The organism is Micrococcus sp. TA1 (genome assembly GCF_014199555.1).
Taxonomy (GTDB): domain Bacteria; phylum Actinomycetota; class Actinomycetes; order Actinomycetales; family Micrococcaceae; genus Citricoccus.
Window position 1 is genome coordinate 31028 of sequence record NZ_JACHNW010000004.1, and the last position, 16450, is coordinate 47477.

Genomic DNA, 16450 nt, shown 5'->3' on the forward strand with positions numbered 1-16450 from the left:
CCCCCGGTGTCACCGGCCGCGGGGAGCGTCCGGATCCGGTCCCGACTGGCGCCGGTAGTGCACCACGAGTTCCTTCGTCCTGACGATGCGCAGCGCCGTCACGAGGAGGATGCCGCCGAGCATGTTGAACACCGCGGTGTAGCCGAACCACCCCAGCCACTGCAGGACGGTGATGTCCGCCCCGGACTGCATGGCGCCGAAGATGAACATCGAGTCCAGGATCGAGTGGAAGAGCTGGAGCCCCGCCAGGAGGAAGCCACCGCCGATCGCCGCGACCACCCGGACCGCATCCGACGTGGTGCCCTTCTGCATCCGGGTCATCAGGGTGATCGTGCTGCCGCCGAGCAGGGCGAGGCAGGCGGTCTGCAGGGAGAAGGGGGCGTCGACGAAGTGGTGGGCCGCCTCCGCGATGGTGGACCTCCACTCGGGGAAGGCCTGCATCACCAGCCACATGAACACCCAGCCGCCCACGAGGTTGCTCACCAGGGTCACCGACCACAGCCTGAGCAGTTTCCAGATGCTGGCCTGGCGGGTGACCAGGGCCATGATCGGGATGTGGAAGTCCTCGGTGAACAGCTCGCTGTGTGCCAGCAGCACGGCGATCAGCCCGACGCTGAAGGCCAGCCCGGCGAGGAGGTGGCTGTCCGTCTCGTGCAGGACGGCCAGGTAGGCCATCACGCCGACGCCGACCTCCATCCCGCCGAACAGGCCGGTGATGACCACGGCACGGAACGTGCGGTGCAGGCGCTCGGCGCCCTCCTCCATCGTGCTCTCGAACGCCTCCTGCAGGTGCTCCTCGATGGCGAACTCGTTCTCGCCGAGCTCCCTACGCCTGTCCTCGCTCATGCGCCCTCACAGACGTGTCGGTGGTCATGGTCGGCCCGTCGCGACTCTACTGACCTGCGACTCTACTGACCCGCGGCACCATGACACAGCCCCCGCCCCCGGCGGCGGGGACGGGGGCGGGGGCCTGGACGACCGGGGGACAGAAGGCCCGGCCCCCCACCGGGGACCGGGCCATCGTGCGCGGTACGGCTCGGCGCGTCAGCGCGGCAGGGACGTCCCGGAGACCCCGCGGAACTCCGGCTTGCGCTTCTGCTGGAAGGCGGCGAAGCCCTCGGCGTAGTCCTCCGTGCCGCACAGGTCGGCCTGCGCCCGGTTCTCGGTCGCCATGGAGTCCCACAGGCCCAGTCGCTCGTCGCGGATCTGCGCCACGAGTCCCTTGGAGGCCACGAAGGCCCCCGTGGCCCCGCCGGCGACCTTCGCCACGATCGCCCGGGTGTCCTCGAGCAGCGACTCCGCCGGCATGGCGCGGGAGAACAGCCCGGAGGAGACCGCCTCGGCCCCGCTGATCAGCTCGGCGGTGTAGATCAGGTCCAGGGTGCGGTGGGTGCCCAGGCGCTCGGTGAACAGCCAGTGGCCGCCGGAGTCCAGGGTGGCGCCGAGGTTGGCGAACGGCGAGCCGATCTTGGCGTTCTCGGCCACGTAGACCACGTCCGTGGCGATCGCCAGGCCCAGCCCCACGCCCAGGCAGGCGCCCTGGACGGCGGCGAAGGTGGGCGCCGGGAAGGCGCTCATGGACTGCAGCAGCGGGGTGACCTTGTCCCCCAGGTAGCCCATCACGTCGTCGTCCGCGGGGGTGACCGCGGAGATGTCCCGCCCCGCGCAGAACCCGCGCCCCTCGCCGCGCAGCAGCAGGGCCCGCACCTCACCGCGGGAGGCGGCGGCAGCGGCGTCGTCGTAGGCCGCGCCCAGTTCGGCGATCGCCTCCTCGTTGAGGGCGTTCATCTTCTCGGGGGCGTTCAGGACCACTTCGGCGATCCCGTCGGCGATGGTCAGGTCGATCATGCGTGCCTCCTGGGCGGTGGGTGCGGGTATCAGGGCGGTGACGCCGGGCACGGACGACGCCGGCCCCGCCGGGATCGCGGCGGGGACGGCGTTCGGTGTCAGGCGTCGAAGCTGAGGACCAGCTTGTCCGAGGTGGGATGGGACTGGCAGGTCAGGACGTAGCCCTTCTCGACCTCGTCGGTCTCGAGGGCGTAGTTCTCGTCCATGTCCACGGAACCCTCCACGACCTTGGCGCGGCACGTGCCGCAGACGCCGCCGGCGCACGCGAACGGGACGTCCGGGCGGACGCGCAGGGCCGCGTTGAGCACGGTCTCGCGCTGGCCCTTGGGGGACTTCACCTCGCCCTGGAGCCCGTCCAGGGTGAAGGTGATGTCGAAGTTGTCGCCGGCCTCGTCCACCACGACCGGACGGCCAATGTGACCCTCCGGGCGGCCCTTCGTGGGGTCACCGGTGGTGAACAGCTCGAAACGGACCTTGTCCGAGTCCACGCCGAGCCCGGCCAGTTCGTCCCGGACCATCTGGACCAGCTCGAACGGGCCGCACAGGAACCACTCGTCCACGGTCTCCGGGCGGATGACGGTGGACAGCAGGGTGGACAGCTTCTCGTTGTCGATCCGGCCGGACAGCAGCGGAGAGATCCGCTGCTCGCGGGTCAGCACGTGGTGCAGCGCGAACCGGGACGGGTAGCGGTCCTTCAGGTCTGCCAGCTCCTCGAGGAACATGACGTCCATGGCGGCCTTGTTCGAGTAGACCAGGTCGAAGCTGACCTTCTCGTTGGCCGCCAGCACGGTCCGGGCGATCGCGATCACCGGGGTGATGCCGGAACCGGCGGCGAACGCCACGAAGGTGTGCTCGGTGTCGGTGTCGATCGACTCCGGGTCGTTGAGCCCGGTCATCTTGTGCTTGGAGATGAAGGCCCCGGCCGGGCTCATCACGTCCATCGTGTCCCCGGCGGCGAGGTTCTCGTTCGCCCACGTGGAGAAGATGCCACCCAGGTCCCTCTTGATGGCCACCCGGACCTCGCCCGGCCTCGGCTCGGCGCAGATGGAGTAGCTGCGGCGCACCTCGTGCAGGGTGCCGTCGGCGTCCGGCAGCTCCTTGCGCAGGGCCACGTACTGGCCGGGGGCGTAGTCGTACTCGTCCGCCAGCTCCTCGGGGACCGCGAAGGTCACCTCCACGGCGTCGGCCGTCAGGCGCCGGACCCCGGCCACCTCGAGCTCGTGGAAGGCCGCACGACGGCGTGCGGGGGCGGAATCGGTTTCAGTTGCAGTCATGAGAGCACCTTGAAGTAGTCGAAGGGTTCCAGGCAGTCCTTGCAGGAGTACAGCGCCTTGCAGGCCGTGGACCCGAAGCGGGAGATTTCGCGGGTGTTCAGCGAGTGGCAGCGAGGACACTTCACTGCCATGCCGAGGGTCACCGTGCCACGGTGTCCCTTGCCGGTGGGCGGGGCGATGCCGTACTCCTGGAGCTTGGCCTTGCCCTCCTCCGTGATCCAGTCCGTGGACCATGCCGGGGAGAGCACCAGGTCCACCCGCACCCTGTCGTACCCCGCCGCCTGGAACTCGGTCTTGAGGTCCTGGCCGATCACGTCCATCGCCGGGCACCCCGAGTAGGTCGGGGTGATGGTCACGACGACGGTGCCGTCGCGGTCCGCGGTGACGTCGCGCAGGATCCCGAGGTCGGCGATGGTGAGCACCGGGATCTCGGGGTCGGTCACCTTCGAGGCGATCTCGTACAGCCGGCTGGTGCCGGCGGTGGGGGTGGGGATGGTGGTCATGGTGCTTCCTCCGTCTTCACGGTTCGGCGGTGATGCGGGGACGGGCAGCGGGTTACCAGGTCGCCCCGGGGTGCTTCCGCGCCAGGACCTGCATCTCCGCCAGGATGTAGCCCAGGTGCTCGGAGTGCTCGCCGCGACGGCCGTAGGCCATCGCGAACGGGACCTCGGGCACGGAGAGCTCCGCACGCCCGAGTATGTCGGTGAGCCGGGCGGTCCACTCCTCGCGCAGCGTGGACGGGCGCGGGGCGATGCCCTCGAGCTCGTCGTACAGCGGCTCGTCCTGGAACAGCTCGTCGACGTACGGCCACAGCTTCTCCAGCGCGCGGCGCATCCGGCGGGCCGATTCCTCGGTGCCCGAGCCCAGGCGCAGGGTCCACAGCTCGGCGTGCTCGAGGTGGTAGTCGACCTCCTTGAGCGCCTTGGCCGCGATGGCGGACAGGGTCCCGTCCGAGGACTCCAGCAGGCGGGTGTACACCATGTGCTGGTAGATGCTCAGGAACAGGGCCCGGACGATCGTCTCGGCGAAGTCGCCGTTCGGCTGCTCGACGAGGTGGACGGAGGTGAACTCCTCCTCCTCGCGCCAGTAGGCCAGGTCGTCCTCGGTCTTGTCCCACTTCTTGCCGGCGTAGGTCAGGAAGGAGCGGGCGTGGCCGAGCTGGTCCAGGGTGATGTTGCCGAGGGCGATGTCCTCTTCCAGCTCCGGGGCACGCGAGACCCAGTGGGCCATGCGCTGGGAGTAGATGAGCGCGTCATCGCCCAGCCGCAGGGCGTACTGGGCGATCGCCTCGGTCGCCGGGGCGGTGTCCTGCAGCGCGATGTCCTCGGGGCGCAGGGCGTTGCCCGGGGTGACGCGCGTGGCCGAGGCGGTGGCGTCGCCGAAGCTGTCCAGGCTGTGGTCCGTGGTCTGGCCGGAGGGAGCGCTCACAGGTGCTTCACCCCTTCGCTCTTGGTGTAGTACGTGGCGTGACGGTAGTCCTTGCCCTTGGGCGACTCGAACATGGCGTCCTTGGCGTCCGGATCCGAGGTCAGGATGTCCTCGGAGCGCACGACCCACAGGGACACGCCCTCGTTGCGGCGGGTGTAGAGGTCCCGGGCGTTGCGGACGGCCATCTCGGCGTCCGGGGCGTGCAGGGAGCCGGCGTGCACGTGGGACAGGCCGCGCGAGGAACGCACGAAGACCTCCCACAGGGGCCAGCCGGCGGACGATCCGTTGTTCGACGTGTTGCTCATGGTCATGCCACCTGTTCCTTCATCTGCTGCTTACGGGCGTAGGCGGACGCGGCCTCGCGGACCCAGGCGCCCTCTTCGTGCGCCTCGCGGCGACGGGCCATGCGCTGGGAGTTGCAGGGGCCGCCGCCCTTGATGACCCGGTTGAACTCGTCCCAGTCCAGCTCCATGTGGATCCACTGGCCGGTCTCCTCGTCATAGCGGAGCTCCGGGTCCGGCAGGGTGAGGCCGAGGACCTTGACCTGCTCGGCGATCATGCCGACGAAGCGCTGGCGCAGGTCGTCGTTCGAGAAGCGCTTGACGTTCCAGGCCATGGACTGCTTCGAGTTCGGGGAGTCGTTGTCCGAGGGGCCGAACATCATCAGGGCCGGGGCGTAGAAGCGGTTGATCGCGTCCTGGGCCATCTTCTTCTGGGCCTCGGTGCCGTTGGCCAGCTCGAGCAGGATCTCGAAGCCCTGGCGCTGGTGGAAGGACTCCTCCTTGCAGATGCGCACCATGGCGCGACCGTAGGGGCCGTAGGAGGCGCGGCACAGCGGGACCTGGTTGGCGATCGCGGCGCCGTCGACGAGCCAGCCGATCGCACCCATGTCCGCCCAGGTGCGCGCCGGGTAGTTGAAGATCGAGGAGTACTTGGCGCGGCCGGACATCAGCTGATCGTTCAGGGTGTCGCGGTCCGTGCCGAGGGTCTCGGTGGAGCTGTACAGGTAGAGGCCGTGACCGGCCTCGTCCTGGACCTTGGCGATCAGGATGGACTTGCGCTTCAGGCTCGGGGCGCGGGTGATCCAGTTCGCCTCCGGCTGCATGCCGATGATCTCGGAGTGCGCGTGTTGGCTCATCTGCCGGGTCAGGGACTTCCGGTAGGCCTCCGGCATCCAGTCACGGGGCTCGATCCGGGAGTCCTGCTCGATGATCGCGTCGAAGCGCCGCTGGCCCGCCTCGTCCTCGGGGGACAGGACGGCGCTCAGGTGCCCGCCGCTCGTCGTCTGTTCGGCCATGGTGCCCACCTCATTCTCTGGAGTGTCGGCGCTGGCAGGAGAATCGCCGCGCGCCGTGGTCAGGTCAGGTCAGTCGCGCTCATATTTACTGACCGCTCGTTCAGTATATATACACCACCTGTGACCCCGTCAACAGCCCCGGGCCGGATCGGTGCTTCACAACTTGACCCACATCACATTCTAGGATTACCTAATGATCGTTCGGTAAAGAAAGTTGGGAGCGCGCATGACCACGCCTGGCACCGCCACGGAAGTAGCGTCCGAGAGTCCGTCCCCCGCGGCCCGCCCCCTGGGCGAGCACCATGCCGTCCTGGCCGGGGACCACGCCAGCGAGTGGATGGGGATCGGGGTGGAGGCCGTCACGGACGGACACGCCACCATCACCATGACCCTGCGCCCGGAGATGCTGAACGGCTTCGGGATCGCCCACGGCGGCATGATCTTCGCCTTCGCCGACTCGGCCTTCGCGATGGCCTGCAACCCGCCCGAGGGCTCGGACGAGACGATGACGGTGGCCTCCGGGGTGGACATCAACTTCCTCAAGCCCGGCATCCCGGGCCGGTTGCTGACCGCGGTGGCGAACCGCCGTCAGCAGTCGGGCCGCAGCGGGATCTACGATATCCAGGTCCTGCAGTCCCTGCCCGGGGGCGGTACCGAGGTGATCGCCGAGTTCCGCGGCCGGTCACGCACCGTGGCCGCCCGCTGAGCCCCTCCCCCACCCCTGAAGAACACCCCACACCCCAGCACGAGTAAGGCCTTCGATGACTGAGACCCTGACCACCCAAGAATCGACCGCGGGACTGGATCCCGAGGAGACCATGAGCCGCGACCAGATCGAGTCGCTGCAGCTGGAGCGCCTCCAGCACACGGTCGCCTACGCCTACGACCGCGTCCCCCTGTACAAGGAGAAGTACGACGCCGTCGGCGTGCACCCCTCCGACCTCAAGGAGCTCTCGGACCTGGCCAAGTTCCCCTTCACGGACAAGGAGGACCTGCGCAAGACCTACCCCTTCGGCATGTTCGCCGTCCCGCAGCCGGAGGTCGCCCGGATCCACGCCTCCTCGGGCACCACCGGCCGCGCCACCGTCGTCGGCTACACCAAGCAGGACCTCACCGACTGGGCCAAGCTCGGCGCCCGGTGCATGCGCCTGTCCGGGATCCAGCGGGGCTGGAAGGTCCACAACGCCTACGGCTACGGGCTGTTCACCGGCGGCATGGGCGCCCACGCCGCGGCGGAGTACCTGGGCACCACCGTGATCCCGATGTCCGGCGGCCAGACCGAGAAGCAGATCACCCTGATCAACGACTTCAAGCCGGACGCCATCCTGTGCGCCCCGACCTACCTGCTGACCATCGGCGACGCCATGCAGCGCATGGGCCTGGACCCGCGGCAGACCTCCCTGAAGGTCGGCGTCCTCGGCGCCGAGCCGTGGACCGAGGAGATGCGCCACGAGCTCGAGCAGATGTTCGACATCCACGCGTGTGACATCTACGGCCTGTCCGAGGTCATGGGCCCCGGCGTGGCCGGTGAGTCCTACCGCACCAAGGACGGCTGCCACATCTGGGAGGACCACTTCCGCCCGGAGATCCTGGACCCCTTCGACGAGACCAAGGTCCTCGGCGACGGCGAGGCCGGCGAGCTCGTGTTCACCGCGCTGACCAAGCAGGCCCTGCCGATCATCCGGTACCGCACCCACGACCTGTCCCGCCTGCTGCCGGGCACCGAGCGTCCGGGCCACCGGCGCATGGGCCGGATCACGGGCCGCTCGGACGACATGATCATCCTGCGCGGGGTGAACGTGTTCCCGAGCCAGATCGAGGAGCTGGCCCTGAAGGTCGAGGGCCTCTCGCCGCACTTCCAGCTCGAGATCACCCGCCCGGGCCGCATGGACCAGCTGGCCGTGAAGATCGAGCGCCGCGTCGACTGCACCTCCGACCGCGCCGTCGCGGCCGCGAGCGAACTGCAGAAGCTCATCAAGATCCACGTCGGCTCCTCGTGCCAGATCGACGTGGTGGACCCGGAGTCCCTGCCCCGCTCGGTGGGTAAACTGAAGCGGATCCACGACCTCCGCAACCTCTGATCACCGCGTCCCCCGGGAACCCACACGGTCCCCGGGGGACGACTGTTCCCAAGGAGCAACCAGTGCCCACCGCGCCCAAGACCACCGCCACACCCCGGCGGGGCCGGCCCGGATACGACCAGGAATCCGTCCTGCAGGTCGCCGTCCAGGTGTTCAACCGCCACGGATACGACGCCACGTCGATGGGCATGCTCGCCGACGAGCTCGGCGTCAGCAAGTCGGCGATCTACCACCACGTGCCCTCCAAGGGGGACCTGCTGCGACTGGCCCTGGACGAGGCACTGGTCCCCCTCGAGGCGATCGGCCAGCACGAGCAGGCCCTCACGGGCACCTCGATCCAGCGCCTGGAGTTCATGCTGCGCTCGACCATCCGCGTGCTGATCGAACGCCAGCCCTACGTGACCCTGCTGCTGCGCCTGCGCGGCAACACCGAGATCGAGCGCCAGGCGCTCGAGCGCCGCCGGTCGGTGGACCGCAAGGTCACCGAGCTGATGATCACCGCGCAGCAGGACGGGAAGGTGCGCGCCGACATCGAGCCCCGGACCACCACCCGGCTGATGTTCGGCATGATCAACTCCCTCGTGGAGTGGTACCGGCCCGACGGGCCGGCCACCCCCCAGGAGGTCGAGGAGAACGCGATCGCGATGATCGTGGACGGACTGCGCGCCCGCGACTGAGCGCCGTCTCGCCCACGGCAGAGGCCGCCTCCCCGGACGGGGAGGCGGCCTCTCTCATGAGCCGAGGTGGCCCGACGGGGTCAGTCGGTCCAGTTCTTGTAGGTGACGTCTTCCTTCTCCACCAGGGTCAGGACGTCGTAGGTCGCCACGATCTCATCCTTCTGGTTGTGGATGATGGCGTCCCAGGCCACCTCGCCGTACTCGTCGGTCACGCGCGGGGTGATCTTCTTGGCGGTCAGCGTGATCCGGATGGAGTCCCCGGCGGCCACCGGGGTGATGAACCGCAGGTTCTCCAGGCCGTAGTTGGCCAGCACCGGGCCCGGCGCCGGTTCCACGAAGAGCCCGGCGCCCCAGGCCACGAGCAGGTAGCCGTGCGCCACGGTGCCCGGGAAGAACGGGTTGGCCTCGGCGGCCTTCGGGTTCACGTGGGCGTAGAAGGTGTCCCCCGTGGTGTTCGCGAAGGCGGTGATGTCCTCCTGGGTGACCTGGCGCAGGTCGGAGGCCAGTGCGTCGCCGATGCGCAGCTCGGCCAGGGACTTGCGGAACGGGTGCACGTTGCCCGGTTCCGCGCCGTAGGCCTCCGAACCGGCGATCTGCCGGTCCGCACCGGTCTGCCAGACGCCGGTGACGGCGGTCAGCAGGTTCGGGGAACCCTGCAGGGCCGTGCGCTGCATGTGGTGCTTGACGGAACGGACGCCGCCGAGCTCCTCGCCACCGCCGGCGCGGCCCGGTCCGCCGTGGACCAGGTGCGGGACAGGCGAGCCGTGGCCGGTGGAGGTCTTGGCGGTCTCGCGGTTGAGCAGGTGCACACGCCCGTGGTGACCGGCGATCCCGACGGTCACCTCGCGGGCCACCTCCGGGTCGTTGGTGCAGACGGTGGCGACGAGCGAGCCGGAGCCGCGGGCGGCCAGGCGCACGGCGTCGTCCAGGTCGGTGTAGCCGATCAGGGAGGTCACTGGACCGAAGGCCTCACGGGAGTGGACCACCTCGTTCTCCGCGTCCGCCCAGGTCAGCAGCACCGGGGACATGAAGGCCCCGTCCTTCACCACGGCGTCCTCACCGCTGGCGGTGCGCACCGTGGGTGCGTCCAGGCTGCCGTAGGCGAGCTCGCCTCCGGCGGCGAGCATGTCCTCGACGGCGCCGCGCACGTCCTGGAGCTGTGCCAACGAGGCGAGCGCGCCCATGGTCACGCCCTCGGCGCGCGGGTCACCCACGACCACGCGCTGCTCGATCCGGGCCGCGATCGCCGAGGCCACGGCCTCGCGCTGGGCCTCGGGAACGATGGTGCGGCGGATCGCGGTGCACTTCTGGCCGGCCTTGACGGTCATCTCGGTGACCACGGCCTTGACGAAGGCCTCGAATTCGGGGGTGCCCTCCACGGCGTCGGGGCCGAGGATGGCCGCGTTGAGCGAGTCGGTCTCGGCGGAGAACCGGACGCCGCCGGAGATGACGTTCGGGTGGGACTTCAGGGACTGGGCGGTGGTCGCGGAGCCGGTGAAGAGCATCATGTCCCGGTAGTCCATGACGTCCAGCAGGCCCCGGGCGGAACCGGAGATCAGCTGCAGGGAACCGGCCGGCAGGATCCCCGAGTCGACCATCAACCGCACCGCGGCCTCGCTGACGTACCCGGTGGGGGTGGCGGGCTTGACCACGGTCGGCACGCCGGCGATGAACGCTGGGGCGAACTTCTCGAGCATGCCCCAGACCGGGAAGTTGAACGCGTTGACCTGCACGGCCACGCCCGGGATGCGGGTGTAGACGTGCGTGCCGATGAAGGAGCCGTCCTTGGACAGCGGCTCGATCCCGCCGTCCTGGATGACGTTGGAGTTCGGCAGTTCACGGCGGCCCTTCGAGGAGAAAGTGAACAGCACGCCGATGCCACCGTCGATGTCCACCATGTTGTCCACCTTCGTGGCACCGGTGCGGTGGGACAGCTCGTAGAGGTCCTTGCGGTGCTCGTTGAGGTAGAGGGCCAGCTCCTTGAGCTTGAGGGCGCGCTCATGGAGGGTCAGCTTCCCCAGTTCGCGCTGGCCGACGGTCCGGCCGTGCTCCAGGACGGCGCCGAGGTCGAGGCCCTCCGCGCCGTACCGGGCGAGGGTCTCACCGGTGCTGGCATCGAGGACGTCGGTGGTCCGGGAGTCGGCCCCGGGGGTCCACCACTCGTCGAGGACGTAGCTGGGGACGGTGGGCGCGGCGGTCTGCGTGGTCATCCGGGCACTACCTTTCTGAACGATCGGTCAGTATTGCGTCCACCCTAACAGGATGGTGGCGCAGCGCACAGCGATTTCTCCCCTGCCGACCCTCCCGCGCCACCCTGTCCATATGGTCAGTTGAATTAGAGCCTATCGGTGTGCGTTTAATGGTCCAGCCTTAGGTAAGGCTAACCTCACTTGGAAGGACCACCATGACCTCCACCAGTTCAGCCGTCCGCCGGGATCCGCCGTCGGGGACCGGGGCCGGTCCTTGCACCGGCCGGGATCCCGGGGCTCCGCCGCCGTCGCGGGCCAGCCCGGCAGCCGCGAGCGTGCTCCTGTCCGGGGACACCGCCGGGGACTTCCTCCGGGACCACGGCGCGGCGGCACTGCTGGCCGCGGAGGCCCTCGTCCGGGCTCCGGGCCCCACCACGGGTCCCGCCGCCGACGACCTCGAGAGCAGGCTCGACGGCGTCGACCTGAAGGTGCCGCTCGGCTCGACCGAGGCCGCCCTCGAGGAGGCGGTGGCGCTCTACCTGGACGACGCGGTGTACTTCCACCACCCGCGCTACGCGGCGCACCTCAACTGCCCGGTGGCCGTGCCCGCCGTGGCGGCCGAGGCCTGGGTCAGCAGCATCAACTCGTCCATGGACACCTGGGACCAGTCCGCCGGCGCCACGTTCATCGAACGGCGCCTCGTGAACTGGGCCGCCTCGCTGGCGGGGCTGGGCGCGGAAGCGGACGGGATCTTCGGCAGCGGGGGGACACAGTCGAACCTGCAGGCCCTGCTGATGGCCCGCAACCGTGCGGTGGCCACCCTCCCGGGCCCCCTCCCCGAACGGTTGCGGGGACTGCGGGTCTACGCCTCGCAGGAGAGCCACTTCAGCATCGTGCGCTCTGCGTCCCAGCTGGGACTCGGCGCGGAGGCGGTGGTGGGCATCCCCGTGGACGGCGACCACCGCATGGACCCGGTGGCCCTGGAACGCGCGATCGCCCGCGACCTCGCCCAGGGCCTTCGCCCCCTGGCCGTCGTCGCCACGGCCGGCACCACCGACTTCGGCGCGATCGACCCGCTGGCCGCCTCCGCCGGGGCCGCCCGGGCCGCCGGCGCCTGGTTCCACGTCGACGCGGCCTACGGCTGCGGGCTGCTGGCCTCGCCGACGCGCCGCCACCTGCTGGACGGCATCGAGCTGGCGGACTCGGTGACCGTCGACTTCCACAAGTCCTTCTTCCAGCCCATCGGGTCCAGCGCCCTGCTGGTCCGGGACGGGGCACGGTTCGCGCACATCACCCACCACGCCGACTACCTGAATCCGGGCCGGGACCCCGCCAGCCCGAACCAGGTGGACAAGTCGCTGCAGACCACCCGCCGCTTCGACGCGCTCAAGCTCTGGGTCACTCTGCGCTCCGTGGGCCACGAGGCCCTCGGCGCCATGTTCGACGCGACGCTCGACCTCGCGGCCGACGCCGGCCGGCAGGTCGAGGCGTGCCCCGGACTGGCCCTGGCCGCTCCCGTGCACCTGGGCATGGTCGTCTTCCGCTACGAGCCGGAGCTGGATCCGGGGCCGTGGGCCCCGGGAGAGGCCCCCGGGCCGGCAGCGGTCGACGAGCTCAACGACGCGATCCGCGGGGCCCTCTACCGCTCGGGCGAGGCCATGGTCGCCGCCACCACCGTCGGGGGCCGGCGTCACCTCAAGCTGACCCTGCTCAATCCCCGCACCACGTCCGCGGACGTCGCCGGGATCCTGGCCGGGATCGTCCGGCACGGCCGGGCCCTCACCCCCGCGGAGGTGACGGCATGAGCACCCATGACGTGATCGCCGTCGGCGCCGGGCCGTTCAACCTCGGCTTCGCCGCACTGGCGGTGCCCGCCGGGCTCGATGCCGTGGTCCTGGAGTCGCGGGAGGGACCGCAGTGGCATCCGGGCATGATGCTCGAGGGCACCCACCTGCAGGTCCCCTTCCTGGCCGACCTGGTGACCCTCGCCGACCCCACCCACCCGCTGTCCTTCCTGGCCTTCCTGAAGGAGTCCGGGCGCCTGTACCCCTTCTACATCCGGGAGGACTTCCACGCGCTGCGCTCGGAATACTCCCGCTACCTGGCCTGGGCCGCACACCGGCTGCCGGTGCGCTACGGCCACCGGGTCGTCGCCGTCGAGCACGACGGCGACGCCTACCGGGTCACCGCGCACACGCCCGACGGGCCCCGGACCCTGCGGGGCCGGAACCTGGTGCTGGGCACCGGCACGGATCCCCTCCTGCCCGACGCCGTCCCCGCCGCCCTGCGCGAGGACCCGCGCGTCGTGCACTCCTCCGGCTACCTCCCCGCCCGGGAGCGCCTCGCGGAGGCCGGCCGCATCGCGGTCGTGGGCAGCGGGCAGAGCGCCGCCGAGGTGTTCGCGGACCTGCTGGGCCGCCCGGGGCAGGACCGGCACGTGGAATGGCTCACCCGCTCGCCGAGGTTCTTCCCCCTGGAGTACACGAAGCCCACGCTGGAGATGACCTCCCCGGACTACGTGGACCACTTCACCTCCCTGCCCCAGCAGGTCCGGGACCGGCTGGGTGCCTCGCACGCACCGCTGTACAAGGGAGTCAACGCCGAGCTGCTCGACCGCATCTACGACATGCTCTACGAGGCCAGCGTCCACGGACCGGCTCCGGCCACCCTGCGGACCTCGACCGCCCTGGAGGACGTGCGGGAGGACGCGGGCCGGCTGCGACTGACCCTGCGCCACGCCGACGACGGCGGGGTGCACGGCACGACCGTCGACGCCCTCGTGCTGGCCACCGGGTACGGCTACCGGGAACCCCGGTTCCTGCGGGGCATCGAGGACCGCCTGTCCCGGTTGCCGGACGGCCGGTGGGACGTGGACCGCGGTTACGGCATCGGGGTGCACGGCGACGTGTTCGTCCAGAACGCCGAACTGCACACCCACGGGTTCACGGCCCCGGACCTCGGCATGGGCGCGTACCGCAATTCCGTCCTCGTCAACCGCCTGGCGGGGCGGGAGCACTACGCCGTCGAGGACCGGATCGCCTTCCAGGCGTTCGGCTCCCCCGGTGCCGAGAACCTCACCACACCCACCCGATCGACCGCCATCCTCGAGGAGGCACTGCGATGACCAGCCCGACAGCCACGGGGGACCACCGGCCCCGGTTCACGTTCCGTCCTGTCCGCCCCGACGCGGACGCCGCGCTCCTGCACTCCTGGCTGGCCACGCCGCGGGCCCGGTTCTGGGGCATGGAGTGCGCCGGCGAGGCGGAGGTCCGGGCCGAGCACGAGCGGATCGCGGCCGATCCGCATCACGCCGCGCTGCTGGCCCTGGACGGTCGACGAGACGGCCTGCCGGCCTTCCTGCTGGAGACCTACGACCCGGCCCACTCGGTGCTGGCCGGCCGCTACCCCTGGCGTCACGGTGACGCCGGGCTGCACCTGTTGCTCCCCCATCCGGCCGGCGCCGGGGGCCCCGAGGCCGGTTTCAGCGCCGCCGCGATGGACGCGGCCCTGGCACACCTCTTCGCCGACCCCGCCGTGGTGCGCGTCGTGGTGGAACCGGACGCCCGCAACACGGCGATCCAGGCGCTCAACGCCCGGTGTGGGTTCCGTCCGGCCGGGCGCGTGGAGCTGCCCGCCGCCGATGGCGCCCCGGCCAAGACGGCCCAGCTCTCGTACTGCACGCGGGTGGACTTCGCCGCGGCGACGGGGCGTCCCAGCGGTGCGGTGCCCCACCTCAACCCGGAACGCTGGGCTGCGGCGAACCGCCACGTGACCGCCAAGGCCATCGCGGAGTTCTCGCACGAGCGCCTCCTGGCCCCCGGCCCCGACCCGGCCACCGGTGACGACCCGGCCGGGCAGCGGTGGGTCCTGCACGGCCCCGGGGTGCGCTACCGCTTCCGGGCCCGTCGCCACGCGCTGGAGCACTGGGACCTCGACCCCGGGTCACTGACCTGCGAGGAACGGGTCCCGGCCGGGGCGCAGGACGGGACCGGCGCCCCGGACGGCACCGCCTGGCACCCGGCCGCGCCGGACGCCCAGCGCTTCATCACGGCGTTCCGGGAACCCCTGGGCATCTCGGACCGGCAGTTGCCCGTGTACCTGGAGGAGGTCGGCAGCACACTCGCCTCGCACTGCTACAAGCAACTGCACTCCACCGCCACGGCGGAGGAACTCGCGGCCGGCACCGGGGACCCGCTGGCGGACTTCCAGCGGATCGAGGCCGCCATGACCGAGGGGCATCCCTGCTTCGTGGCGAACAACGGCCGGCTCGGCCTGGGCGCCGAGGACTACCTGGACCTGGCGCCCGAGACGGGATCGGCGATCCGGCTCGAGTGGGTCGCGGCCCACAGCTCCCGGGCCCGGTTCTCGGCCGTGGAGGGGCTCGACCTGGACTCCCTGCTCGAGGCCGAGCTGGGACCGGAGCAGCGGGCGGTGTTCCGGCGCCGCCTCGTCGAGGCCTGCCACCGCACGGGGCTGGACCCGGACGACTTCCTCCCGCTGCCGGTGCACCCCTGGCAGTGGCGCAACCGCCTGGCCGTCACGTTCGCCGGGGATGTCGCCACGGGCCACCTCGTCCATCTCGGCCCCTCCGCGGACCTGTACCAGCCGCAGCAGTCCATCCGGACCTTCATGAACCGGACCGCTCCGGGACGTCATTACGTGAAGACGGCCCTGTCCGTGCTCAACATGGGGTTCCTGCGCGGCCTGTCCGCGGCGTACATGGACGCCACGCCGGCGATCAACGACTGGCTGGCCGGGCTGTTCGCCGACGATCCCGAGCTGGACCCGTCCCGGGTCCAGCTGTTGCGGGAGACGGCCGCCGTCGGGTACTCGAACCCGTTGTTCCACGCGGCCACGGACCGGCACTCGGCCTACCGCAAGATGCTCGCCGCCCTGTGGCGGGAGTCCCCGGCCGAGCGCATCGGGCAGGGCGAGGCCCTGGCCACCATGGCCTCGCTGCTGCACGTGGACGCCCGGGGCACACCCTTCGTGGCCGCCCTCGTCCGGCGCTCGGGGCTGGAGACGGCCGACTGGCTGGAGCGCTATCTCGAGGCCTACCTCGTGCCGATCGTGCACTGCCTGGTCCGCCACGACCTGGTGTTCATGCCCCACGGGGAGAACGTGATCCTGGTGCTGCGGGACGGTGTCCCGGTGCGGGTGCTGCTCAAGGACCTGGCCGAGGAGGTCGCCGTGCTGGGCGAGCGCACCCTGCTGCCGGAGGTCGTCCGCCGCCTGCGCGCCGAGGTGGACCCCGAGGACCACGGCCTGTCCATCCTGACGGACGTCGTGGACTGCTTCCTGCGGTTCCTGGCCCCGTTGCTCGTGCGCGAGGGGCTCATCACCGAGGAGGGCTTCTGGGCCGTGGTGGCCTCGCGGCTGACGGCGTACCGGGCCCGGCACCCCGAGTCCGCGGACCGTTTCGACTCCCTGCGCCTGCTGGAGCCCACCTTCCGGCTGTCCTGCCTGAACCGCCTGCAATTGCGCAACAACCAGCAGATGGTGGACCTGGCGGATCCGGCCGGCTCGCTCGCCTACGCCGGGGAGCTGGACAACCCCCTGGCCGCGGCGGCCGCCGTGCGTTCCTAGCGGGGCGGGAGCCGAGGACGACCGTGGCCCGGACCGTGATGGTCCGGGCCACGGTCGCGTGGGCTCCCCA

Annotated in this window: 14 protein-coding genes; 6 read left to right on the top strand and 8 right to left on the bottom strand. The window is 70.7% G+C overall.

All coding sequences use genetic code 11. The features are described 5' to 3' along the window. Nucleotides 1-9: 9 nt before the first annotated feature. The 7 genes from GGQ69_RS14625 to paaA all read right to left on the bottom strand — a co-directional run bounded on the left by GGQ69_RS14625 (nucleotide 10) and on the right by paaA (nucleotide 5847). Nucleotides 10-846: a formate/nitrite transporter family protein gene (locus GGQ69_RS14625; protein WP_183529866.1), complete on the bottom strand. Its 837-nt coding sequence runs from the start codon at nucleotides 844-846 to the stop codon at nucleotides 10-12. 198 nt (nucleotides 847-1044) lie between these two features. Further along, complete coding sequence (locus tag GGQ69_RS14630; protein ID WP_183529868.1) at nucleotides 1045-1848, bottom strand: enoyl-CoA hydratase/isomerase family protein; 804 nt, start codon at nucleotides 1846-1848, stop codon at nucleotides 1045-1047. Between the two features lie 98 nt (nucleotides 1849-1946). Next, nucleotides 1947-3122: a 1,2-phenylacetyl-CoA epoxidase subunit PaaE gene (paaE, locus tag GGQ69_RS14635; RefSeq protein ID WP_183529870.1), complete on the bottom strand. Its 1176-nt coding sequence runs from the start codon at nucleotides 3120-3122 to the stop codon at nucleotides 1947-1949. Then, nucleotides 3119-3625, bottom strand: a complete 507-nt coding sequence (gene paaD, locus GGQ69_RS14640) for a 1,2-phenylacetyl-CoA epoxidase subunit PaaD (RefSeq protein WP_183529872.1) — start codon at nucleotides 3623-3625, stop codon at nucleotides 3119-3121. The genes paaE and paaD overlap by 4 nt, the downstream gene beginning before the upstream one ends. Nucleotides 3626-3677: 52 nt before the next feature. Next, nucleotides 3678-4550, bottom strand: coding sequence for a 1,2-phenylacetyl-CoA epoxidase subunit PaaC (gene paaC / locus GGQ69_RS14645; protein WP_183529874.1), 873 nt, complete (start codon nucleotides 4548-4550; stop codon nucleotides 3678-3680). Continuing rightward, the gene (gene paaB / locus GGQ69_RS14650) at nucleotides 4547-4861 is read right to left on the bottom strand and encodes a 1,2-phenylacetyl-CoA epoxidase subunit PaaB (protein WP_010144920.1); all 315 of its coding nucleotides are present in this window, start codon (nucleotides 4859-4861) and stop codon (nucleotides 4547-4549) included. Before paaB ends, paaC begins: the two co-directional genes overlap by 4 nt. After that, entirely contained in the window at nucleotides 4858-5847 is a 990-nt protein-coding gene (gene paaA / locus GGQ69_RS14655) for a 1,2-phenylacetyl-CoA epoxidase subunit PaaA (RefSeq protein WP_010144918.1), read from the bottom strand. Before paaA ends, paaB begins: the two co-directional genes overlap by 4 nt. Before the next feature lie 226 nt (nucleotides 5848-6073). Between paaA and paaI the strand changes: the two genes are divergently transcribed. The 3 genes from paaI (at nucleotide 6074) to GGQ69_RS14670 (ending at nucleotide 8605) form a co-directional block, all read left to right on the top strand. Next, complete coding sequence (gene paaI / locus GGQ69_RS14660; protein ID WP_255459779.1) at nucleotides 6074-6553, top strand: hydroxyphenylacetyl-CoA thioesterase PaaI; 480 nt, start codon at nucleotides 6074-6076, stop codon at nucleotides 6551-6553. 55 nt (nucleotides 6554-6608) lie between these two features. Then, the gene (locus GGQ69_RS14665; protein WP_183529876.1) at nucleotides 6609-7928 is read left to right on the top strand and encodes a phenylacetate--CoA ligase family protein; all 1320 of its coding nucleotides are present in this window, start codon (nucleotides 6609-6611) and stop codon (nucleotides 7926-7928) included. Nucleotides 7929-7990: 62 nt separating this feature from the next. Next, nucleotides 7991-8605, top strand: a complete 615-nt coding sequence (locus GGQ69_RS14670) for a TetR/AcrR family transcriptional regulator (RefSeq protein WP_183529878.1) — start codon at nucleotides 7991-7993, stop codon at nucleotides 8603-8605. 80 nt (nucleotides 8606-8685) lie between these two features. Here GGQ69_RS14670 and paaZ read toward each other — a convergent pair whose 3' ends face one another. After that, nucleotides 8686-10815, bottom strand: a complete 2130-nt coding sequence (paaZ, locus tag GGQ69_RS14675) for a phenylacetic acid degradation bifunctional protein PaaZ (protein ID WP_010144914.1) — start codon at nucleotides 10813-10815, stop codon at nucleotides 8686-8688. A gap of 194 nt (nucleotides 10816-11009) precedes the next feature. Here paaZ and GGQ69_RS14680 point away from each other — a divergent pair, with 194 nt between their 5' ends. Genes GGQ69_RS14680 through GGQ69_RS14690 form a run of 3 tightly spaced genes read left to right on the top strand, consistent with a single transcriptional unit; the run spans nucleotide 11010 to nucleotide 16380 of the window. Further along, nucleotides 11010-12599: an aspartate aminotransferase family protein gene (locus GGQ69_RS14680; protein ID WP_255459780.1), complete on the top strand. Its 1590-nt coding sequence runs from the start codon at nucleotides 11010-11012 to the stop codon at nucleotides 12597-12599. Continuing rightward, the gene (locus GGQ69_RS14685; RefSeq protein WP_183529880.1) at nucleotides 12596-13918 is read left to right on the top strand and encodes a lysine N(6)-hydroxylase/L-ornithine N(5)-oxygenase family protein; all 1323 of its coding nucleotides are present in this window, start codon (nucleotides 12596-12598) and stop codon (nucleotides 13916-13918) included. The genes GGQ69_RS14680 and GGQ69_RS14685 overlap by 4 nt, the downstream gene beginning before the upstream one ends. Continuing rightward, complete coding sequence (locus tag GGQ69_RS14690; protein ID WP_183529882.1) at nucleotides 13915-16380, top strand: GNAT family N-acetyltransferase; 2466 nt, start codon at nucleotides 13915-13917, stop codon at nucleotides 16378-16380. Before GGQ69_RS14685 ends, GGQ69_RS14690 begins: the two co-directional genes overlap by 4 nt. Nucleotides 16381-16450: the final 70 nt, after the last annotated feature.